The following is a 19,359-nucleotide window of genomic DNA, read 5'->3' on the forward strand; positions in this document are numbered from 1 at the left end:
AGCGATTTAATGATCATCGCTTTTTTATCAAAATTCTATTAAATAACGGTTTTGTTATAAATCAGCCATTTTAAAAATTCTTTTATTACAATCAATACAATACGCAAATTTACTTTCCTTATAATTTAGAAAATCATGAAATGCCCCGTTATCACGTTCACTTCCATCGAAATTGTGTTCCCAATTAGACGAACCAGATATTTGTACTTTTGTATAATATCCCTTACTAGAGCCACAATGAGGACATTCATCTATTGGCGCTTTGACTTCATTCACTTCATTCCCTCATTTCTGTACAAAATTCAAATTTTGTCTTAATATCCGCTCGCTAGTCGATTGAAATTTTCTTCATTCTTTTCTTTATACATTCGAACCACGTCATCCCATGTAAACCCAGCAAACTCAATGATTTTATAGAACAGATCCATAATTCCGATTAACGGTTTCTTTGCACCTGTAGAGTCTTTAAATTCAACTTTTCCCACAAGATAATTTACAATCTTGTCCATATGAAGGAACGCTTTATTAAATCCACGAATTTTACTTTCCGTAATAGTGATTTTTCGTAACGTATTTTCAATCTTGAAGTCCATTGCAATAGATAACCAAAAATGAAGGATATCAACCATTTCTTCTAAAAATGATTCTTTCGGCTGTTCAAATTTTGTGGACCACATCTTGAAAGCGTTAGTTACATTCCACGCTTCATTTACTTCATTCTTTAATGCGTATGCCTTGTTAAACATCATGTCATAACGTCTATAATTTTCTTTGTGCTTCGCTTTAATATCATCATCTAGTACCTTTTGCATTTTAAATAATTCAGTTAGATCGATTACTTTATTTTTCATTTTTTTCGCTCCTTATAAGTAACTTTTTAATTTCTCTTTCTGCTTCTTCAACACTTCCAATGAAAGCTTCGTCTTCCGCTTCTCGTTATCCAATCCAACCAAGTGATATTCCATTTTGCGAATCTCATCCTCTACTACCTCAAGTTCGCTTTGCACCTGCACCGCGGTTTCTTTTTTCATTACTTACCACCTTTAGATCCCGCTAATAATTTAGTAATTTCATAAACACCGTTTTCCATTTGTTTCATCACTTTGCACCCTCTTTCTTATCAATTTCAATCATTTCAGCCTGTACTTCTTGAAGAAACTCTATATAACGTCCTAGTTCTTTCTGATCCATTGTAGATATGTCATCGTCACTTACACATTCAGTAATATCAATCAAACAGTTTTCTCTACATGTTTTTAAATTAGAATTTGTTACTGCAATTGCTCCTAATCCATATTCAAAAGTTTTATTCATTACTCAAATCCCCTTCCTATTTAGCAAATCCCTAATCCTATCGGACGATTTGTTATTAATTCCTGATCAGCCTGGTCTATCACAAGGAGCGCAACCTCTGCCTGGTGCCTCCTCAACGCTTTTGCCATCTTTGGCAAGCTCATACCTTGTTTCCACATTTCACGAAAACGAATTACATCTCTTTCATCCCAAATGAAGTTAGCTTCCTCTAAAGCGATGTAAATCTTTAATCTTGATTCCTTCATCGCTTCATGATTACTTGCTACGCTCATAAGCGAACCTACTTTCTAAAAATGATTATTTTATCTTTTCAGTAAACTTAGTATCCACACGATCAACCTTACCGTTTATCCAAACCGCAACTTGCTCACCAAATCCGCTCATTGGTGGATTTACTGCCGTAACATTTCCATCCTTCACTATTAAAAGTTTGTTACTACTAACATCAATTTCTATTTTTTTCATATGTCCCTCTCCCTTTTACTACCGCATGTACTCGACAACATCAGGTTTGAATCCACTTCCTAAGTAAATCCGTACCGGAATTATTTCTTTTTTATCCCTTGCTGCCTTACACAATTCTTCAGCTGTATCCCAATTGAAAAACTTATCTACAGCTCTTTGAAATCTCCATATTGCCATTACATATTGTTCAAAGATGTCATAGCGATCATCTTGTTTAGTTGTGCGTGGTAACTCATCCGTGCACTTTGCATTCTTTGGAACTTGGACGCGTACATCAGCGTATGTATTACGTCCAGTTCCTTTCTTAACATTGGCTTTCATTACATCAAACTCACAAATTGCTGGCTCTACTTCGAAAATATTTAGTTGTTTAGCCATGTGCCATTTCACTCTTTTCAAGAATGTCCAGTAATTCAGTTACTCCTTCTTTACTTAGAAACATTCTTCCATCCAGTAATTCAATGTTTGATTCCGAAACTTTGCCAGTTACAAAGCATGACTTTTCGTGTTTTCTTAAAACAATGTCTCCCCCTTCAACATGAAAGCCTAATGCTGTACCTTCAGCAATTCCTAAAGTTCTACGTAACTCTACTGGAATTACCACACGCCCTAGCTCGTCCATTTTTCTTGAAACACCTGTGTTTTTCATTCCTTGCTCCCCCTTGTTAACTTACTTTTTGTTGTTGATTTCGTTGCAACTCTTGTTTCATTGATTCAAATTTGATTAACCATGCTTGCCAACGTTTATCGTTTTCTTCTTGCTGTTGCTTTGCTACCTCACAGTTACACCCTTCCGTTAGAGTTACACCTGGATAAGTTTCTTTACGAATAATTCCTGTATTACTGCATAATGCACACATGCTTATTCCTCCTTTTTAAAGTTACGCAAACTGTAATTTTCACCGTACATTTTCAATACTTGAGTATCTTCCATGATCCGACTAAACTCACGTTCTCCGTACATTCCAGCTAACTCCATAACTCTAAAGTTTGTTGTAAATAAGTTTGTTCTGCCTAGCCTACGCTCAAGAATATCCTTTGTTTTCGTTTTCTTCCAAGTAACTCCCTCAGCATCTTTTTCCGTGAACTCGGCTCCAAAGTCATCTAATACAAGTACATCCACATTTGCGAGAATAGACATTAGCTTGTCCTCTGTTAATTCGCTATTTTTGTTCCATGTAGATGTAATTTTTGTGAAGAGTGCATTCATTTCAATGAACATTGCACTGTAGCCTTTTCTCATAATTTCTTTTGTAGCTGCTACACATAAATGACTCTTTCCGACTCTATAGTCACCTGTAATTACAATACTTTCTGACTTGTTAGGATCAAAGTTTTTAGCAAAATCCATCATTACTTCTTTAGCCTTTGCTAATTCTTTTGTAGGCGGTTCATAGCTATCAAATGTTGCTTGCTTCAACTTAGGATTTATAAGACTGTTATCTGAAAACGAATCGTATAAATGAATAATTTCGTTCTTCTTCTTAATGGCCAATGTTTCTTTTGCAAGTTGCTGGTCCTCTTGCTCTACCGATCTACATTGTGGACAAAACTCTGCATTCGTTTTTGTATCTATAAGTAAGCGTTTATTACAAACGTCTTTAATTTTGTCTTTCCCGACCAAGAAAACATTTGTACATCTATTAGGAGACAACACATAACTTTGAGCAAATTTACTCAAAATCGTATTTTTCGATGAAGCTACTGTTTTTCCTAACGCTTGCATTGTTTTTCTCTCCTTTTTTACCTTTGTTTTTAAACTCTATTTCTGCTGCATTAACATCAGCTAAAGTACGAATGTTTTTATTAACCCACTGTTTTAAAATCCCCTCAGCATAATTCCATTTCTTCTGCTGTTTCAAAGCACGCTCCATTGCTGCTTGTACAAGTTCTTCGCTTGTATCGTTTACCCATTGTGAAATACTTTCGGCTATGAATGAATTTAAAATACCGAAATTATTTTCGTAGAAAGAGAAGATGCTACTACTACTTTGTATATTAGTATTTTGTTTATTAGTACTTAGTTCTTTAGTACTTAGTAGCTTGGGATTTTCCACCGGTGGTTTTTCCACTGGTGGCTTTACCTCTGGTGGAATCTCCACTGGTGGTTTTTCCGCCACTGGGTCATTTTGCGGAACTTCATATATGATTGTTTCCCACTTAATAATTTTGTTGTTATCATCTCTCACCGGAAATCTTTTAAGATACCCATATTCCTTTAGTTCTTTCATTCCAGCTCTTAAACTATCTAGCCCGTCCTTTGCATGCCTAGATAATTCTTCTCTATAAAAAACCCAATCATCAGGAAGTGTAAGAATATACGCTAAAATCCCTTTTGCTTTCCAACTTAATCTTTTATCTTTAAGACCTGTATTATTTATTGTCGTGTAGTTCTTATCTTTATTAACTCGAAAAGTAGCCATTCATTTACCTCCTTGTACAGACTGCCACATATGCTTGTCCACTTTTAATAATCCGTTGAATTTCATAATGCGGATAACCTACATTGAAATACTGCTCAATCATCTTCTTTAAGTCATCCTTGCTCTCTGTTAAGTCCCAGAACTTATTAGGTAATAGCACTTGATATTCAATTAAATCCATGTACTATTTCCCTACTTTCCGTGATATACTTATAACAATTGTTTTTTCTTAAAGGACCCATTGCCGTGGGTCTTTTTATTTTGTTTTACGTCACTCCAAGCCCATCTTTTTATCGGTTCGTAAGTAATGTAAAGTAACAACGAGCTACACGCGATAAATATTGCGAATATAACTAACGATGTTGTATCTTCCACTAGATCACCTCCTTTTGTGTTTCAAGCCAAGCTTCTAAATCCTTTTGTAGGAAAAGTATTTTGCGCCCATCTCTAATCACTGGAAACTGTGGATGTTTTGCCAATTCATACATTCGACAAACAGCGATATTGAGATAAGCAGCTGCTTCTTTCACCCTCATTACCTTGTTTGGTTGTGATTTTTGTTGGAACTGTGCTAAAGCAGCTTGAATTTCCTCTCGAACAACTTCACGGATTGATTCTTTAATAATTTGATCTAATCCCATTTTCCTTCTACTCCTTTTGAAATTCCTGAATTTTATTAAAGATATATAATCATACCAATCTCGGTGGCCATGCATTTATGCATGATATCGCTTCATTGAAGTCTTTCTGTAAGATGTTGCACAACTTATAATTGATTCATTTTTTCCCTCCTACACAAATTAACTACAGGTTAACTTATTTTTTTAAAAAAAGGACAACCTATAGTTAACTTTGTTCTAACAATTCATCAGTTGCCACATTATATAATGTTGATAGTTTGCCTAATTTTTCTAAACTCGGTTGCCTTTTTCCTTGTTCCATATAACAATAACCACTTTTAGAACAACTTAGATATTCAGCTACAAATTGTTGTGTATAACCGAGTGATATCCTTAATTCTTTCACGCGTTCTACATTAAGTTTTGTCATTAGCATCACCCTTGTTTCTTTCGATGTCTTCATAATACCAACTTGTTAACTACAAGTCAACAAGTTTGTGTAAAGAAATCTTTTCAAAAAAAACTAAGTTGTCTCAGAGTCAACTTTTCTGTTATATTTTATATATCAGGTAATACTAAGGTAATAAAAAGGGGATTTTTATGGAGAATATAATTGGGAAAAGAATCAAAGAGATAAGAATGTCGCTCGGGTATACGCAGCAACAATTTGCAGATAGCGTGGATATTAGTAAACCTATGGTATCTTATATCGAATCAGGTAAAAAGACTCCATCTAGGGAAACCGTTTCAAAAATTTCCAATTTAGCAAACATATCAACCGACTACATTATGGGTTTATCAGATAATAAAACTAGCGAAGAACCTTCAGCATCAGATGTTATGTTAGAACTAAAGTATTATATAGATCGAGTAGAAACATTCGATGATGAAACGAAAGAATTTGCTATTAAAAAGATAAAAGCATTAATTTCTGGATTAGACATAGAAGAAAATAAATAGTAAGGATGATTGATAGCTATAACTAACAATCATCCTTTTTTCTTTAGCATAACCATTTCACATTCATCTAAAAGATTGTCAATCTTCTTCAACATTAAAGTTGCTTCCTCATCTCCTTTGTTAGCCATGTCAATTAACAATTGAATACCTTGTTTACAATCCTCCATTTTAAATTCCCCATCCTTTTTTCTTTATAGTAATTTGTGAATTGTTCACATAGTTTCGATTTCTCAATTTTTAGATAAAAACCGAACGCCCCTTAAAAACACGAAATGCGACCATCCTTTTTAGGACAATCGCATTTCTATTGATTATATAGTAGAACCTTAGAGGCCGCCTCCGCCTGGTTCGTTTGAATACAAAATAATATTTTCATAGCTCGCTGCCTCTTGTTTCGGCTCTTCAACTTTTTTATCTACTAAGAAAACAAACACTCCAGCGATTGCTAAAAATGATAAAAGGATTGGTATTTTTTTCAATAAATCCACCTCTTTCTATAAAGATAATTATACCATTTTTTTAAAAATCACCCAAGTATAATTTAGGTAAATTTGCATAGAAAAGACTCTTCTTTTGCAAAAACATCATATAGGATTTTTCTATTAACGATTTATCGTTTCTAGCTAACCCCATATAACAAGTTTGGAATTCGTTTAATGCACCGTTTTCTTTTTCAATTTCTAATAAATACATTTCTGCTTGTTCCTTGTTCCCTTTTTGTAATTCTAAATAGACATGACCATCCTTATCTAATCCAGAATACACTTCTTTTATGTCCTGGTAATGATGAATTTTCAAAAAGATTATGGTACTCTTAATTCGTCTCGTTTTTCTTTCGATATCTTTATCCCCAGTAAACATTTCATCACTTAGAACTGATAAGCTTTTTTCTAAAAACATTTTCGCCTTTGAATAATCTTCAAATATATATGATTCTCCCATGTTGTAATAGGAGTTAGCTTTTTGCATAAAAAAACTGCTGTTTCCGTCACACATGTCCATTAATTCAATACATGTTAATCTAGCTTTCCTCACTTCGTTCTGCATCATATAAGTGACAATCAACACTTCTTTTATTCTGACTAAAAAACTATTATAAATAAATTTATTCTTTATTTCTTTTACGTTTTTTTTAGCGATACTAATACGCTTAAATAATTTTTTATATTCTTTCGTTTGATATAACGTTTGGCATAAAAGAATATCAATTAGTACTTTCATTTCCCATGATAAAACATGACTTTTGCACTCTTCTAATTCGTCATAAAAATCCTCAGGGCTATATTCTTCTACATCCTTACAGTGTTTATAGACAATTTCGTATATTTTCGCGAATTCCCGATTAATTTCAGTATTAGAACTTTTCTCAATATCAATTAGTACTTTCAAAGAATCGAATTCTCTTCGGAATGCAGCGTATTCTAAAGCTTCTCTTCTGTTCTCGGGTTTTGCATACATTAAGTAATCTGATATTATGTCATCTCTTAATGTAACATACGGTTTCTTGTAAATCTTCATAATTATTTTAATCAAATAATTAAAACTAATTTCAGTTTTCCCGCTCAAAATACTAGATACTGTACTTTTAGCAATCCCTAAATAAGAAGCTAATTCATTGTTTGTAATTTTTAATGCAAATAAATCGTCATTTATTTTTCTTAATAAATCTGTCATTACCTGGTCTTTTTCCCTACTTACTAGAATATTATCCACTATTTTGTCCCCCTTGTTGGACAAAAAGACACGTTACCCTAGATTTCTTACCTTTACAGGAAAACGTGTCATTATATCTAGGTTATATGTTATAATTATGGATGAGACTTATGACAGATGTTTTCCCTACTCGCATTAGGGAGGACGGTGTAAGAGTGCAGCCAACACTACTTACACAGTCATGGGTCTTTTTTACGTCCATTTATTTTATTATTTTCATAATAACACAAATTTCCCAAAATTCGGTCATGCAGTAATCTGATAATTATTGAGAAAGTTCAAAAAACGCTATATATCAACGTTCTTCGCATTCAATGGAATAAAATATGCAATTTTGCATTTCGTATTTTAAAGTACCATATACATATGATACTCTCTTTTTTCTGCAATAAAAAAGAGCCATTAGGCTCCTATGTATTACACTCCGTTCCTGGATTTAAACTTATTTTCCATCCCCCTGGGTCCTTTATATAATTTGTCATTTAGGTATTCTCCCCCTTGTTATATACCCGTGCCTGGGTCTAAACTTATATCCCATCCACCGCCGCCTGGATCAGAAATCATTTTCCACCCTGTACCAGGTTCTTGATTATGTTTCCAACCACCACCGGGATCAGTTACTTTATGCCCACCTGGATCCTTTGTGAATTGTCTCATGGTCTTACTTCCCCCTTCATCTAATTCTATTAATATTCTACTATTATTTAACATCGACTGACAATCATATCCTATAACTGAATTTGCTCATATATGGTAAAATATATCCATCGCTGATATGTCCAACTATGTAATTTTCATAGCAGAAAAATTACAACTAGACTTACACAACATGATTCAAAACAAAATGAAGGAGTGTTTCAAGTGAAAGGACATATTCGAAAAAGAGGAAATAAATATTGCATCGTAATTGATATCGGAGCTGATCCGGAGACAGGAAAAAGAAGACAAAAGTGGTTCTCTGGATATAAGACAAAAAAAGAAGCTGAAAAAGATGTAGCGAAAAAGATTACGGAGTTGAATGAAGGGACTTTTATCGAACCGTCTAAAATTACTCTAAAGGATTATTTATTAGAGTGGTTAAAAGTAAAAGAAATGGAAGTCGACAAAAGTACGTATGGTGGTTACGAATGTATTGTTTTAAAGCATCTTATTCCTGCGCTTGGAAAAAACAATCTTAATAAACTGAATGTGATACAGATTCAACAATTTTATAGAAATTTAACTGAAAAATTATCTAACAGTAGAATCATATTGATTCATAGGATTTTAAACACTGCATTAAATCAAGCTGTTGCACAAAATTTAATCATCACAAATCCTGCTAGATTTGCAGCGAAACCAAAAAAAGAAAGCACCTCTATCCAAACTTGGACAGAGGAAGAAGTAAAAACTTTTTTGTTACATTCACAAAACTCACGATATCATACTGGCTATATTCTGGCAATAACAACAGGAATGAGGCTAGGTGAAGTTTTAGGGCTACGTTGGCAAGATGTTGATGTTGATTTCGATAACCACACAGTTACAATTAATCAAACATTAGGTCATGATAATAAAATTAAACAAAGCGCTAAATCAAATTCTTCTAAACGCACTTTACCTATACCGATAGAAACTATAAATGCCTTAAAGGAACACCACCTATTTATAAAAAAAGAAAAATTGAGATTTGGAAATGCATACAGCGATTCTAATCTGATTGTTTGTACAATGAGTGGGAATTTTGTATACAGAGACTATTTCCGAAAATGTTTCTATAAAATAATCCAAAAAGCTAACATGCCAAAAATAAAATTCCATGATTTAAGGCATACACACGCAACTCTATTATTAAAGCAGGGTGTAAACCCAAAAATCGTTAGCGAAAGATTAGGACATTCAAATATATCTATGACATTAAGTATATATTCTCATGTTCTTCCGAATATGCAAGAGGATGCTGTTAAAAACTTCGCAAAAAACATTTTCGGATGACAATGTTTGCAAAATGTTTGCAATCCATATATACATAGTCTTCAAAACCTTTATATATCAAGGATTTAAAGGCTATGTATTACAATACCACGTAAATTATTTCTACCATCTGTCACTGAGGCCGCCAGTTCCCTCCAACACTAAGATAATAATTTGATTAAGAGCTCTTTCTAAAAGAGCTCTCTTTTTTAACATAAACATACCATATACAAAATCCAACCTTAACCACTTAATTACTTATAATAACCTAACTTATAAAACGCATAATAATTATATTTATTTACTAGTATACAAGCCGTATCTCTTAGTAGAAGCACAGCATAATATACGATACAGGACAAAACTTTCAAAAAACTTGTCTAAGTTAATTCTCAAAAAGGGGTGAATATAAATGCCTATCGTTAAACCTTTTATAGCAGGAAGACGATTTGTAAGTACAGCCGCAACAGGAACTGCTGCTGGAGCAGATTTAACTTTTGCTAACACAGACTTCACTGATGACACTGGTGCTGTAACAACATTCCCTGCTTCTTATGCCTTTTTAACACTTTATATTAATGGTGTTATTCAAACAGGTGATACTATTACTGGTGTGACTACTACAGCTGCTACTATTGTAGGAGGAGCAGTCCTAGATGGCGGCACTCCTATCGCAATTGAATTTACTATAACGTAAATTTAGTTGTCTTTTTAGAGGTTTCATTAAAAGAAACCTCTAATTTTAAAAATTCACATCAATTTTAGTAGCAACTACATAATACAGTGCAAATACTAGATAGAATGATAGAAATTTATACTCACTCTCAAAAAGAGCACTTATCTGTATTGATCTTTTTGAGAGTGCAATAATTTTGCGCCTATTTGCTCTTGGAGAACCTACTAAGCAGTTAGCTAACTGCTTTTCCATATAGTATTTATTATTATTCATTGCTTTATTCGTAATAGTGAAGCTTGTGCACTATCTACTATAAATTTTCATATATTGTATTATGCTTGTCCAAAATGTGAAGTTAATACTCACGAAATCTAAATACAAGAAAGGAGTGAAAATATGCGCTCATCCATTCGTAAATTCGCTAATTTTAATTGTGAAGTACACGCACCTAGTACACTACCTGCCCTAGGTTTTGCATTCAATGCTACTTCACCTCAATTTGCAACATTATTTACACCACTACTATTACCTAGTACAGGCCCAAATCCTAATATTACTGTCCCTGTAATCAATGATACAATTAGTACTGGAACTGGTATTAAAATTCAGGTAGCTGGTATTTATCAAATTAGCTATACATTAACGATTAGCCTTGATAACTTTCCATTAGCACCGGAAGCAGCACGCTTTTTCTTGACATTAAATTCATCGACTAATGTTATTGCAGGATCCGGAACCGCAGTCCGTTCTAATATTATAGGAACTGGTGAAGTCGATGTATCAAGTGGTGTCATTCTAATTAACTTAAACCCTGGTGATTTAATTCAAATTGTCCCCGTTGAAGTAATAGGTACAGTAGATATTCGTTCTGCAGCGTTAACAGTCGCACAAATTCGTTAATAAAGTGAAACTTTAATCAGCCCTCACCAATCGGACTTTACGGGCAGTCCAGCCCCCACCTAACTTCTTTGCTTCTGCTGAATTTTGAGGTGGGGGTCTTACTACCCGGCAAATAGCAGGATAAAAACAAAAGACTTGGCTAATTAACATTTATTGTTCCTTATACACAATATCTTTTTATAGATTTGACACACATTTATATTAAACAAGCATATTTTATTGTATGACTATATAGTCATACAAATCTAAAGCGTTCATAAAAGCACACTTATATGTGTGCTTTATTTTTCATTAAAACCTACAACATTCTCACACAATATCCATATATTATCTTGATTCCTCTCTAAATATATGGTTTGTCTCAGAGCGCTTTTAACAGTGCTCTTTTTATTTAAATTCCAATTTTTAAGGTTCGATTTTATGATTTACGTTATACACATGCTACGCTACTTTTGAAACAAGGTATACATCCAAAGACTGTAAGTAAACACTTCAGTTATAAAGATATGTTCATAACATTAAATCGTTATTCACATGTTTTTCCTAGAATACAAGGGGATGCTGTTAAAATATGTAGTGAAAGACCATTTGAATAGTAACATTTACAAATATAAAAATACGGTTTCTCCTCTCAAGAGAAACCGCAACATATCAATGCTTTTACTATATTTTAAACTGGCTCGTATACAAATCAAAATAAAACCCTTTATCTTCCATGAGAGATTCATGATTCCCTCTTTCTAAAATTCCCCCATCCTTTATAACAAGGATTTGATCTGCTTTTTCAATTGTTTTAAGTCGGTGAGCGATCACAAAACTTGTGCGACCTCTCATTAAATTATTTAGTCCTGCTTGTATTTGTAATTCTGTTCTTGTGTCAATATTAGATGTCGCTTCATCGAGAATTAATATATCTGCATCTGCTAAAATTGCTCGTGCAATCGCAAGAAGTTGTTTTTGTCCTTGACTTAAATTCGATCCTTCTGAAGCAATTTCTGTTTCATATTGATTTGGCAAATGCTTAATAAAAGAATGTGCAGATGCTGCCTTAGCTGCAGTGATAACTTCTTCATCAGTAGCATCTAAGCGTCCATAACGGATATTATCCATAATCGAACCAGCAAATAAATACGTATCCTGTAAAACTACTCCAATTTTACTTCGTAAAGAATTAATATCATAATCTTTTATATCTTTTCCATCAATATGAATTTGTCCTTGCTGTATATCGTAAAAGCGAGTTAACAAATTAATGATTGTTGTTTTCCCTGATCCAGTCGGACCAACTAAAGCAATTGTCTCTCCTGGCTGCGCTTTAAGACTCACTTCTTTTAAAATTGTTTTATTTTCTGCGTAGCCAAATGAAACATTCTCAAGTGCAACATGCCCTTGTAAATTTTGTACAACAAATGCGTCTTTTTTATTTTGAATTTCTGGTACCTCATCCATAATCTCAAAAACACGTTCTCCACCAGCAACTGCCGCTTGAATTGTATTCATTAAAGTCGCAAATTGACTTAGCGGTCTTGAGAATTGACGAGAATAATTAATAAAAGCCGCAATAACTCCTACTGTTGTCATTCCGTTTAAGACCATAACTGATCCAGTCCCAATGACAAGCCCCATACCTAAGTTATTAATAAAGTTCATACTTGGAAAAATAAAAGCTGAAAATGTATCAGCCTTCGTAGCTGAAACTCTTAGCTGTTCATTAATTTTATTGAAATTTTGTATAGTTTCTTTTTCTTTTCCATACAAGGTTGTAACATCCGCACCTGTAATTGCTTCCTCAATAAATCCATTTAATTCACCTAAATCTTTTTGACGCTTCGCAAAGTTTTTACCACTATATGCAACTAGTTTTTTTGTAACGTAAAACATAATAGGTACTGTAATTAAAGTTACAATTGCTAAAATCCAATTTAAAGCGAACATCGCAATCGTTACACCTATAAAAGTTAACGCTGATGAAATAATTTGTACAACACTTTGTGTCAAAGCTTGATTCAAATTATCTATATCATTTGTCACACGGCTCATTAAATCACCTTGGGAACGCACATCAAAGAACCGTAAAGAAAGCGTTTGGATTTTCTCAAAAATATCTTGTCGTATTTTTTGAATTGTTTTTAATGCAACGTTAATCATGACAAATGTTTGTAACCATGTTAAAAGTACAGTTACACCGTAAATTGCGATAAGTAACATACACATTCTTGCTGTACCACTTAAATCTTTCGGTACAATATATTGATCTATAATGACCCCCATAAAATAGGGACCTAATAATCCAAGTAAAGTAGTAACAACGACTAGAAATATAACAAACATAAGAGCAGCTTTTTGGTAGCCCATATAGTTCCATATCCGCATTACAGTTCCTTGAGCATTTTTAGCTTTCCCCATCTTTGGCGTGTTTCGTCCACCTTTATTAGCAAATTGCCCTTGAAAATTACGCATGTTCTTCCCCACCTTCTTTATGCAAATTGCCACCTTGGGAAAGATAAATTTCCTGATAAACCTCACTTCGTTCTAACAATTGTTCATGTGTACCATTGCCAACTAATTCACCATTATCTAATACAAGTATTTTATCCGCATCCATTATGGAAGAAATTTTGGACGCGATTAATAAAGTCGTTGTGCCTTTATATTTTGTTTTTAAAGCTGTTTGAATAGTAGCCTCTGATTTTGCATCAACTGCTGATGTAGAATCATCTAATATGAGAATCGGTGGTTTTCTCACAAGTGCCCTTGCAATTGATACACGTTGTTTTTGTCCACCTGATAGATTTGTCGCGCCTTGTGTTAATTTATATTGATAAGATTCTTCCAGCTTATTGATAAACTCAGTCGCACAAGCTGATGCAGCTGCTACTTCCAGCTCGTCATGTGTTGCATCTTCTTTACCATAACGTAAATTTTCTTCTATACTGCCTGAGAACAACAACGCCTTCTGAGGTACAAACCCTATTGAAGCACGGAGTTTTTGCAAATCATATTTTTTAACATCTATTCCATCTATACATATTTCACCATGATCCACATCATATAGACGTGGTAACAGTTTCGCTAAGGTAGATTTACCACTTCCAGTTGATCCAATAATCCCTACTTTTTCACCTTTTTGTATGCTAAACGAAATATCTTTTAAAACGTATTCATTATTTTTCGTATAGCTATAACTAACATTTTTAAATTCGATATTCCCTTCAATTTTCTCAGGTTTGATCGCATTCGCTTCGCTTATAATATCAACCTCGGTATTTAACACTTGCTGTACACGATCCGCAGATGGAAAAGCTCGCGCAATTTGAATAAATACCATGCTAATCGACATAAGTGACATTAAAATGATATTCAAGTAATTAATAAATGCCAAAATCGCTCCTACTTGAAGCGTTCCATTGAATACTTTTTCTCCACCAATCCATAATGTTGCGACAATCCCGCCACTTACAACTAGCATAATGATTGGCATCATTAAAGAAATAAGCTGCACAGCTCGAATATTTATCTTCGTTAAATTTGTATTTACACTTCCAAATTGAGCGATTTCATATTTTTGTCTTACATACGCTTTTATAACACGTACACCAGATAAATTTTCTTGTAACTTTGTATTCACTTTGTCCAATGCCTCTTGCACCTTTTTAAATGTACCACTTGCTTTACTTGCAATTAAAATAATCGCAAGTAATAAAATCGGAACAACTACAAGTAATATTGGAAATAACTCTCTTGCTGTTACAAAAACAATAATTATACTTCCGATAAATAACAGCGGACCACGAACGAGAACACGTAATGTCATCGTCATTGCTGATTGAATGGAAGTGATATCATTCGTCACGATCGTTAATAATTTACCTGTTCCAAATGAATCACGATTATTACTAGAAAATGTTTCTATTTTCGCAAACACATCTTTTCGTATGTCAGTAGCGAAATTAACAGCTGCTTTTGTAGAATACATCATACACCCAAGCCCTCCAACTAAACCGAGTGCTGCTGCTCCTATCATAAGAAGCCCCATTTTTATTACATAATTTAAATCCCGATTTGCAATCCCAACATCAATGATATGTTGCATAATAGTCGGTTGAATTAAGTCCATCGCAACCTCAAGTACCATAAATAGCGGTCCAATAATAGCGAAGAACATGTATGGTTTTAAATACTGTAATAACTTACGAAATGATTTCATACATAGTCTCCTTTTCCCATGAAATTACCACTGAATAATTCATATCCCTCCTTATTTAAGCGATATTTTTTGTAATTTCTTCATTACTTCTATTATATTATGTAAATTAATATTTAACATTATTAAATGATAAGTATTAATGACTTTCTGGTCAATACATATGCTTTATATTATGTAAATACAAAAACCGCATTCTTAATGAAAAGAATACGGTTTTTCATCTATATTTCTTCAATTGTAAAATGTAAAAACTCAGTCTCAAATCCCTTATTTTTAGAAGGACTACACGTGTAAAAACCTATTTTAATAGGCTCATTTCCTATATCCTCCATTAAATGAGCGATTCTTATTTGTTCCCATTGATGGCTCTTTTTCACATATATTGTATAATCACCGCGTTTTCGAATAATTCGAAAACGAAGTTGTTGCTTAGCTGCTTCAGTTGGATAATCTTGCGTTGACCAATCAGAATATCCATTATTCGTTACGACAGCACCTAAGTGAGATGGCCCTTCGGGGATATATTCTAAAGATGTTTTTAGCCAACAGTTCTCCGAAATCATAACAAAAAGACCTGCTTGATCGAATTTTGAATTTGGATTCATACGTAACTGAACTTCAGCTTGAAAGTCTGTCATCATCTCATTATAAAACACATGACCATTCATTACTTCAAAACCATAATGTGTTTTTAGCCAAAAATCAGTTTCTGCTTTCGAACGGACAATAAACGCATGATTATCATTAATTTTATAGTAATCAGGTACATTCATTATAGTGAGTTGCTCAATACGTTCTGGTATATACGATATATTCATAGCTCCTCCATAATAAAGCATTTATATAGACATTTAAAACTCCGCTAATACTGGGAATTTATAACCTTTAAAATCTAACTCTTTATCACTTCGCACCATTAAATACTTGCTAGACTGTAATTCTGTAAACTGTACATCCTCAACCCCTAATTGATCCGGAGAAAAATAAAATTCGATTTCAGTAAACCTTTCATTGATTTCTCCACATAATTCATCTAAAACCGGAATTACTGGCGCAAATACTCCAAATAATTTCAACTTTTCATTGTCTACCTCATAAACGATTAAAGCATCTAGTTTCTCTGAATAATACAATTTCTCATTCCATTCCGAATCATACATATTCAAATAAAATGAAGGATGGAAGTTTAAAGTTGAAAAACTATTTGAAAGTCTTTGGCTACTATCAATAGTTTCATGTATTAACTGTCTATTCTCTATATTATAGTAATCTAACTTTTTAAGTAGTGAATCGTTATTATTAATATTTTTATCATATGGTATAGTCATCAAATATTCCTGCACAACTTTAAATCCAAATGCTGTATATAGTTCAGGTTTTTCCGTAAACAATAATGCACATTCACATTTCTTATCGATTTCTTCTATCATTTTACCCATTAATTGTGTCATTAGCCCTTGTCTACGGAAATTAGGGTGTGTCATTACTGATTGAATACCCGCCGCATTTATTTTTTCACCATTAATTAATAATGGGAGTGAAAATGCCGCAACATTTGCAATCACTTTATCTTCTTGTAAAAACGATAAAGCTTTATATGTATCATCCCAATATCCTTTATCCGAAAAATCATTCAATGTTTGAGTTGTAATTCCAAACACTTCTTCAAATAAAGGAAATAACTGCTCTCTTTTCGGTTCTTCTATTAGAAGACTTGCCAATTTTTCAACATTCCCCATGTTGTACCTCCAAATGTTAAATTCCATTAAATTAGATATACTTATATGACCTACTCTTAAAAATAGAGGTCTTACCAATCAATATACTATCACAAAACATAAAAAAAAAGTCTAATTAATTTTATGTTTTGACTATTTGAAAACAAGTCGAATAAAACGATATTAAGATTTCTGGATATTAATTAGTTTATTATACAAAAATAGCGCTTTCTAATTAGCTTTTACTAATAGAAATACACTATTTATAATAAAATATTTTTAGTCTTTTATTCCTTCAAGTCTTTCCTTCGTATTAATTTCTTCTCCACTTATACGCTTTTCAAAAGACTTTCTCCAACTACATGAAAGTGCATTTACTTCTAATATCCTTTTTACCCCTTCAATATTTTGTTTTTCCTTATGCATGATACGATTAGCAAACGCTACTGAAACACCTTTTGGATCAGACTGTAGTTTTTTTAAGGTATCGACTGATGATACCCATCCTTCTTTTAATACACGAAAATAAAATCCTGTATATCCTGTTTCTTGAAAATATAGTGGTAACTTTGGAATATTATATTTTTTTGCTAATTTAAAACAAGGTTGCCTTGGTTGTGTTACCTGTACGATTGCCTGTCCTAGCTCAAACGTATCACCAATACAAACATCCTCTTCGCGCATACCACTAACTGTTATATTTTCTCCGAAAGCCCCATATACAAAATCTTGATTCAATTCTTTTTCCCAATATGGATAGTGATCACCAGTATAAACACAAACTGCTTTATCTACTCCTCCATGATGAACTAAGTCAGCTTGTCCATCCCCATTAAATTTTACAAAGGATAAATATACCGGTTCCTTTACTTGTTTCTTATTTATGCCTGTATGAATTACTTTTCCGCCGTATGTAACCTCTTTTGGTAATCCTATATTTAAAGATAATAATTGATATTCATTAGCCATTCTATTTCCTCCTTTAAAGGTGTTACATGTATTTTCTCTCGATTAATTTTTACAAACCTCTCTGTTATATAAAGATGATTATAAAACCTCTAAAATCATTGTTCAATTCAATTATTTATATAATAATGATAGGTATAACCTATTATTATACTTGAGGTGATTCCAATCGAATTACGACAACTTGAATACTTTTTAGCTGTTTCAAAAGAATTACATTTCACAAAAGCAACTGAGAAATTAAATATTTCACAGCCTTCACTAAGTCAACAAATACGTGCATTAGAGCATGAAGTAGGAATGCCACTTTTCGATCGAATTGGTAAAAAAATATCTTTAACTGAAGCAGGGAAGGTTTTATTATCACATAGTAAAACCATTTTTCATGAAGTCGAACAAGCTCGTTCAGCTATTCAAGACCTAAACGGATTACAGCAAGGTTCCTTAACAATAGGGGCTTTGTTAACCGTCGTAAATTATTTACTACCACCAGCTATTTTAAATTTTAATAATTTATATCCCAATATAGAGCTTTCTGTATTAGGGCTTCGTACAGGAGATATTCGTGAAAAATTATTACAAAACGAACTAGATATTGGAATTACATTTCTCCCAGTGCAAGATAAAGAGATTATCTCCATCCCTCTATACAAAAGCGATCTTACATTAGTCGTGCCCACTGGTCATCGATTAGCTGAACGTAATCATGTATCTATTGCTGAATTACAGAACTATCCTTTAATTCTTTTACCTAAAAATTTCTTTTTAACCGAACTAATTACATCTCATTGTCAAAAATTCAACTTTAAACCAAGACCAATTTTAGAAATTAGCACGATGGAATCTTTAATCCAAATGGTTTCCAAAGGAATGGGAATTACAGTGTTACCCAAACCATATATAGACTTTTTACAAAATAATAACATTCAAGCTATTAAAATAGAAAAGCCTACTCCAACAATTGAAATAGGGCTAATTTATAGAAAAGATAAATATATGTGTGCTGCAACTCGAGAATTTATTGAGCAACTAAAAAGCACAGTACGTTCTTTCCAAAACTAAACAAAAGAGATTATCCTATAAAACCGTTTCACAACGATCCAGTAGAATAATCTCTTTTCAAAACAAAGTAAACATTATATTAAACTCTTATAGATTTTAATGTACCTTTTTAGATATTGGAATATATTTTGTAAAATATGCACCAACTAGCAATAATACAATTGAAAATAACCAAGTAAAAGCACCGCCAAAATGAAACCAATATGCAAACATATTTAAGATTGCAAGTGAAAAGAAGCAAATAGAAGTTAACGCACTTTTCAATCCTTTTATCCCAGATTTTTTTCTCTTTTGATAAGCAATATACATCGCAATAATAAGAAAAAAGATAAGAACAAATGGTAACATAACTTTTAGCATTTGTAATCCCTCCAGTATAAAC

The 19,359-nt window shown here is 33.0% G+C and carries 30 protein-coding genes; 5 read left to right on the forward strand and 25 right to left on the reverse strand.

Features of this window, described 5'->3' with window-relative positions:
• Window positions 1–54 precede the first annotated feature (54 nt).
• The 15 genes from ACTFN4_RS17780 to ACTFN4_RS17850 form a co-directional block, all read right to left on the reverse strand.
• Window positions 55–276, reverse strand: coding sequence for a hypothetical protein (locus ACTFN4_RS17780; RefSeq protein ID WP_053565501.1), 222 nt, complete (start codon window positions 274–276; stop codon window positions 55–57).
• 38 nt (window positions 277–314) lie between these two features.
• Window positions 315–851: a dUTP diphosphatase gene (locus ACTFN4_RS17785; protein ID WP_439962615.1), complete on the reverse strand. Its 537-nt coding sequence runs from the start codon at window positions 849–851 to the stop codon at window positions 315–317.
• 12 nt (window positions 852–863) lie between these two features.
• Window positions 864–1,031, reverse strand: a complete 168-nt coding sequence (locus ACTFN4_RS17790; RefSeq protein WP_000712303.1) for a hypothetical protein — start codon at window positions 1,029–1,031, stop codon at window positions 864–866.
• Between the two features lie 67 nt (window positions 1,032–1,098).
• Window positions 1,099–1,314, reverse strand: coding sequence for a hypothetical protein (locus ACTFN4_RS17795; protein WP_059303850.1), 216 nt, complete (start codon window positions 1,312–1,314; stop codon window positions 1,099–1,101).
• Window positions 1,315–1,334: 20 nt separating this feature from the next.
• Window positions 1,335–1,586, reverse strand: coding sequence for a hypothetical protein (locus ACTFN4_RS17800; RefSeq protein ID WP_000109543.1), 252 nt, complete (start codon window positions 1,584–1,586; stop codon window positions 1,335–1,337).
• A 25-nt stretch (window positions 1,587–1,611) separates the two neighbouring features.
• Window positions 1,612–1,779, reverse strand: a complete 168-nt coding sequence (locus tag ACTFN4_RS17805; protein WP_000717825.1) for a DUF3954 domain-containing protein — start codon at window positions 1,777–1,779, stop codon at window positions 1,612–1,614.
• A gap of 18 nt (window positions 1,780–1,797) precedes the next feature.
• Window positions 1,798–2,157 (reverse strand): hypothetical protein, encoded by a 360-nt coding sequence (locus ACTFN4_RS17810; protein ID WP_001118821.1) that lies wholly within the window; start codon window positions 2,155–2,157, stop codon window positions 1,798–1,800.
• The gene (locus ACTFN4_RS17815; RefSeq protein WP_439962616.1) at window positions 2,150–2,428 is read right to left on the reverse strand and encodes an AbrB/MazE/SpoVT family DNA-binding domain-containing protein; all 279 of its coding nucleotides are present in this window, start codon (window positions 2,426–2,428) and stop codon (window positions 2,150–2,152) included. Before ACTFN4_RS17815 ends, ACTFN4_RS17810 begins: the two co-directional genes overlap by 8 nt.
• Window positions 2,429–2,444: 16 nt before the next feature.
• The gene (locus tag ACTFN4_RS17820; protein ID WP_439962617.1) at window positions 2,445–2,639 is read right to left on the reverse strand and encodes a hypothetical protein; all 195 of its coding nucleotides are present in this window, start codon (window positions 2,637–2,639) and stop codon (window positions 2,445–2,447) included.
• Between the two features lie 2 nt (window positions 2,640–2,641).
• A complete protein-coding gene (locus ACTFN4_RS17825; RefSeq protein WP_439962618.1) occupies window positions 2,642–3,505 on the reverse strand; it encodes an ATP-binding protein in 864 nt (287 codons plus the stop codon).
• Entirely contained in the window at window positions 3,453–4,202 is a 750-nt protein-coding gene (locus tag ACTFN4_RS17830) for a DnaD domain protein (RefSeq protein WP_089148514.1), read from the reverse strand. The genes ACTFN4_RS17825 and ACTFN4_RS17830 overlap by 53 nt, the downstream gene beginning before the upstream one ends.
• Before the next feature lie 4 nt (window positions 4,203–4,206).
• Window positions 4,207–4,383, reverse strand: coding sequence for a hypothetical protein (locus ACTFN4_RS17835; protein ID WP_044797974.1), 177 nt, complete (start codon window positions 4,381–4,383; stop codon window positions 4,207–4,209).
• A gap of 29 nt (window positions 4,384–4,412) precedes the next feature.
• Window positions 4,413–4,577, reverse strand: coding sequence for a hypothetical protein (locus tag ACTFN4_RS17840; protein WP_000390297.1), 165 nt, complete (start codon window positions 4,575–4,577; stop codon window positions 4,413–4,415).
• On the reverse strand, window positions 4,577–4,843 hold the full coding sequence (locus ACTFN4_RS17845; protein WP_000522022.1) for a helix-turn-helix domain-containing protein: 267 nt from the start codon (window positions 4,841–4,843) through the stop codon (window positions 4,577–4,579). The genes ACTFN4_RS17840 and ACTFN4_RS17845 overlap by 1 nt, the downstream gene beginning before the upstream one ends.
• A gap of 205 nt (window positions 4,844–5,048) precedes the next feature.
• Window positions 5,049–5,252, reverse strand: a complete 204-nt coding sequence (locus tag ACTFN4_RS17850) for a helix-turn-helix domain-containing protein (protein WP_044797971.1) — start codon at window positions 5,250–5,252, stop codon at window positions 5,049–5,051.
• 170 nt (window positions 5,253–5,422) lie between these two features.
• Here ACTFN4_RS17850 and ACTFN4_RS17855 point away from each other — a divergent pair, with 170 nt between their 5' ends.
• Window positions 5,423–5,782 (forward strand): helix-turn-helix domain-containing protein, encoded by a 360-nt coding sequence (locus tag ACTFN4_RS17855; protein ID WP_000427704.1) that lies wholly within the window; start codon window positions 5,423–5,425, stop codon window positions 5,780–5,782.
• Between the two features lie 29 nt (window positions 5,783–5,811).
• Here ACTFN4_RS17855 and ACTFN4_RS17860 read toward each other — a convergent pair whose 3' ends face one another.
• The 4 genes from ACTFN4_RS17860 to ACTFN4_RS17875 form a co-directional block, all read right to left on the reverse strand.
• A complete protein-coding gene (locus ACTFN4_RS17860; RefSeq protein WP_000389115.1) occupies window positions 5,812–5,949 on the reverse strand; it encodes a hypothetical protein in 138 nt (45 codons plus the stop codon).
• 159 nt (window positions 5,950–6,108) lie between these two features.
• Entirely contained in the window at window positions 6,109–6,261 is a 153-nt protein-coding gene (locus ACTFN4_RS17865; protein WP_322360072.1) for a hypothetical protein, read from the reverse strand.
• Between the two features lie 40 nt (window positions 6,262–6,301).
• Window positions 6,302–7,495: an AimR family lysis-lysogeny pheromone receptor gene (locus ACTFN4_RS17870; protein WP_439962620.1), complete on the reverse strand. Its 1,194-nt coding sequence runs from the start codon at window positions 7,493–7,495 to the stop codon at window positions 6,302–6,304.
• Window positions 7,496–7,996: 501 nt separating this feature from the next.
• A complete protein-coding gene (locus ACTFN4_RS17875; RefSeq protein ID WP_439962621.1) occupies window positions 7,997–8,152 on the reverse strand; it encodes a hypothetical protein in 156 nt (51 codons plus the stop codon).
• A 204-nt stretch (window positions 8,153–8,356) separates the two neighbouring features.
• Between ACTFN4_RS17875 and ACTFN4_RS17880 the strand changes: the two genes are divergently transcribed.
• The 3 genes from ACTFN4_RS17880 (at window position 8,357) to exsF (ending at window position 11,024) form a co-directional block, all read left to right on the forward strand.
• A complete protein-coding gene (locus ACTFN4_RS17880) occupies window positions 8,357–9,469 on the forward strand; it encodes a tyrosine-type recombinase/integrase (RefSeq protein ID WP_439962623.1) in 1,113 nt (370 codons plus the stop codon).
• A 391-nt stretch (window positions 9,470–9,860) separates the two neighbouring features.
• The gene (locus tag ACTFN4_RS17885) at window positions 9,861–10,145 is read left to right on the forward strand and encodes a DUF4183 domain-containing protein (protein WP_001123247.1); all 285 of its coding nucleotides are present in this window, start codon (window positions 9,861–9,863) and stop codon (window positions 10,143–10,145) included.
• Window positions 10,146–10,520: 375 nt separating this feature from the next.
• Entirely contained in the window at window positions 10,521–11,024 is a 504-nt protein-coding gene (gene exsF, locus ACTFN4_RS17890; RefSeq protein WP_439962624.1) for an exosporium protein ExsF, read from the forward strand.
• A gap of 663 nt (window positions 11,025–11,687) precedes the next feature.
• Here the strand turns inward: exsF and ACTFN4_RS17895 are convergent.
• The 5 genes from ACTFN4_RS17895 to ACTFN4_RS17915 form a co-directional block, all read right to left on the reverse strand.
• A complete protein-coding gene (locus ACTFN4_RS17895) occupies window positions 11,688–13,484 on the reverse strand; it encodes an ABC transporter ATP-binding protein (protein ID WP_439962626.1) in 1,797 nt (598 codons plus the stop codon).
• A complete protein-coding gene (locus ACTFN4_RS17900; protein WP_439962628.1) occupies window positions 13,477–15,231 on the reverse strand; it encodes an ABC transporter ATP-binding protein in 1,755 nt (584 codons plus the stop codon). Before ACTFN4_RS17900 ends, ACTFN4_RS17895 begins: the two co-directional genes overlap by 8 nt.
• 221 nt (window positions 15,232–15,452) lie before the next feature.
• Window positions 15,453–16,049: a DUF1349 domain-containing protein gene (locus ACTFN4_RS17905; RefSeq protein ID WP_061457181.1), complete on the reverse strand. Its 597-nt coding sequence runs from the start codon at window positions 16,047–16,049 to the stop codon at window positions 15,453–15,455.
• A gap of 33 nt (window positions 16,050–16,082) precedes the next feature.
• A complete protein-coding gene (locus ACTFN4_RS17910) occupies window positions 16,083–16,970 on the reverse strand; it encodes a GNAT family N-acetyltransferase (RefSeq protein WP_017674074.1) in 888 nt (295 codons plus the stop codon).
• A gap of 258 nt (window positions 16,971–17,228) precedes the next feature.
• Complete coding sequence (locus ACTFN4_RS17915; protein WP_001262990.1) at window positions 17,229–17,918, reverse strand: MOSC domain-containing protein; 690 nt, start codon at window positions 17,916–17,918, stop codon at window positions 17,229–17,231.
• A gap of 156 nt (window positions 17,919–18,074) precedes the next feature.
• Here ACTFN4_RS17915 and ACTFN4_RS17920 point away from each other — a divergent pair, with 156 nt between their 5' ends.
• A complete protein-coding gene (locus tag ACTFN4_RS17920) occupies window positions 18,075–18,977 on the forward strand; it encodes a LysR family transcriptional regulator (protein ID WP_439962629.1) in 903 nt (300 codons plus the stop codon).
• A gap of 96 nt (window positions 18,978–19,073) precedes the next feature.
• Here ACTFN4_RS17920 and ACTFN4_RS17925 read toward each other — a convergent pair whose 3' ends face one another.
• Entirely contained in the window at window positions 19,074–19,337 is a 264-nt protein-coding gene (locus ACTFN4_RS17925; protein WP_016122487.1) for a hypothetical protein, read from the reverse strand.
• Between the last annotated feature and the right edge of the window lie 22 nt (window positions 19,338–19,359).

It is taken from the genome of Bacillus cereus group sp. MYBK95-2, from assembly GCF_051915225.1.
Classification (GTDB): Bacteria; Bacillota; Bacilli; order Bacillales; family Bacillaceae_G; genus Bacillus_A; species Bacillus_A cereus.

Excerpts from the sequence above, each read along its gene's own strand:
- ACTFN4_RS17785 (WP_439962615.1), bottom strand. The coding sequence starts at position 851 with ATGAAAAATAAAGTAATCGATCTAACTGAATTATTTAAAATGCAAAAG.
- ACTFN4_RS17790 (WP_000712303.1), bottom strand. The coding sequence starts at position 1,031 with ATGAAAAAAGAAACCGCGGTGCAGGTGCAAAGCGAACTTGAGGTAGTA.
- ACTFN4_RS17795 (WP_059303850.1), bottom strand. The coding sequence starts at position 1,314 with ATGAATAAAACTTTTGAATATGGATTAGGAGCAATTGCAGTAACAAAT.
- ACTFN4_RS17800 (WP_000109543.1), bottom strand. The coding sequence starts at position 1,586 with ATGAGCGTAGCAAGTAATCATGAAGCGATGAAGGAATCAAGATTAAAG.
- ACTFN4_RS17805 (WP_000717825.1), bottom strand. The coding sequence starts at position 1,779 with ATGAAAAAAATAGAAATTGATGTTAGTAGTAACAAACTTTTAATAGTG.
- ACTFN4_RS17810 (WP_001118821.1), bottom strand. The coding sequence starts at position 2,157 with ATGGCTAAACAACTAAATATTTTCGAAGTAGAGCCAGCAATTTGTGAG.
- ACTFN4_RS17815 (WP_439962616.1), bottom strand. The coding sequence starts at position 2,428 with ATGAAAAACACAGGTGTTTCAAGAAAAATGGACGAGCTAGGGCGTGTG.
- ACTFN4_RS17820 (WP_439962617.1), bottom strand. The coding sequence starts at position 2,639 with ATGTGTGCATTATGCAGTAATACAGGAATTATTCGTAAAGAAACTTAT.
- ACTFN4_RS17825 (WP_439962618.1), bottom strand. The coding sequence starts at position 3,505 with ATGCAAGCGTTAGGAAAAACAGTAGCTTCATCGAAAAATACGATTTTG.
- ACTFN4_RS17830 (WP_089148514.1), bottom strand. The coding sequence starts at position 4,202 with ATGGCTACTTTTCGAGTTAATAAAGATAAGAACTACACGACAATAAAT.
- ACTFN4_RS17835 (WP_044797974.1), bottom strand. The coding sequence starts at position 4,383 with ATGGATTTAATTGAATATCAAGTGCTATTACCTAATAAGTTCTGGGAC.
- ACTFN4_RS17845 (WP_000522022.1), bottom strand. The coding sequence starts at position 4,843 with ATGGGATTAGATCAAATTATTAAAGAATCAATCCGTGAAGTTGTTCGA.
- ACTFN4_RS17850 (WP_044797971.1), bottom strand. The coding sequence starts at position 5,252 with ATGACAAAACTTAATGTAGAACGCGTGAAAGAATTAAGGATATCACTC.
- ACTFN4_RS17855 (WP_000427704.1), top strand. The coding sequence starts at position 5,423 with ATGGAGAATATAATTGGGAAAAGAATCAAAGAGATAAGAATGTCGCTC.
- ACTFN4_RS17860 (WP_000389115.1), bottom strand. The coding sequence starts at position 5,949 with ATGGAGGATTGTAAACAAGGTATTCAATTGTTAATTGACATGGCTAAC.
- ACTFN4_RS17875 (WP_439962621.1), bottom strand. The coding sequence starts at position 8,152 with ATGAGACAATTCACAAAGGATCCAGGTGGGCATAAAGTAACTGATCCC.
- ACTFN4_RS17885 (WP_001123247.1), top strand. The coding sequence starts at position 9,861 with ATGCCTATCGTTAAACCTTTTATAGCAGGAAGACGATTTGTAAGTACA.
- exsF (WP_439962624.1), top strand. The coding sequence starts at position 10,521 with ATGCGCTCATCCATTCGTAAATTCGCTAATTTTAATTGTGAAGTACAC.
- ACTFN4_RS17895 (WP_439962626.1), bottom strand. The coding sequence starts at position 13,484 with ATGCGTAATTTTCAAGGGCAATTTGCTAATAAAGGTGGACGAAACACG.
- ACTFN4_RS17900 (WP_439962628.1), bottom strand. The coding sequence starts at position 15,231 with ATGAAATCATTTCGTAAGTTATTACAGTATTTAAAACCATACATGTTC.
- ACTFN4_RS17905 (WP_061457181.1), bottom strand. The coding sequence starts at position 16,049 with ATGAATATATCGTATATACCAGAACGTATTGAGCAACTCACTATAATG.
- ACTFN4_RS17910 (WP_017674074.1), bottom strand. The coding sequence starts at position 16,970 with ATGGGGAATGTTGAAAAATTGGCAAGTCTTCTAATAGAAGAACCGAAA.
- ACTFN4_RS17915 (WP_001262990.1), bottom strand. The coding sequence starts at position 17,918 with ATGGCTAATGAATATCAATTATTATCTTTAAATATAGGATTACCAAAA.
- ACTFN4_RS17925 (WP_016122487.1), bottom strand. The coding sequence starts at position 19,337 with ATGCTAAAAGTTATGTTACCATTTGTTCTTATCTTTTTTCTTATTATT.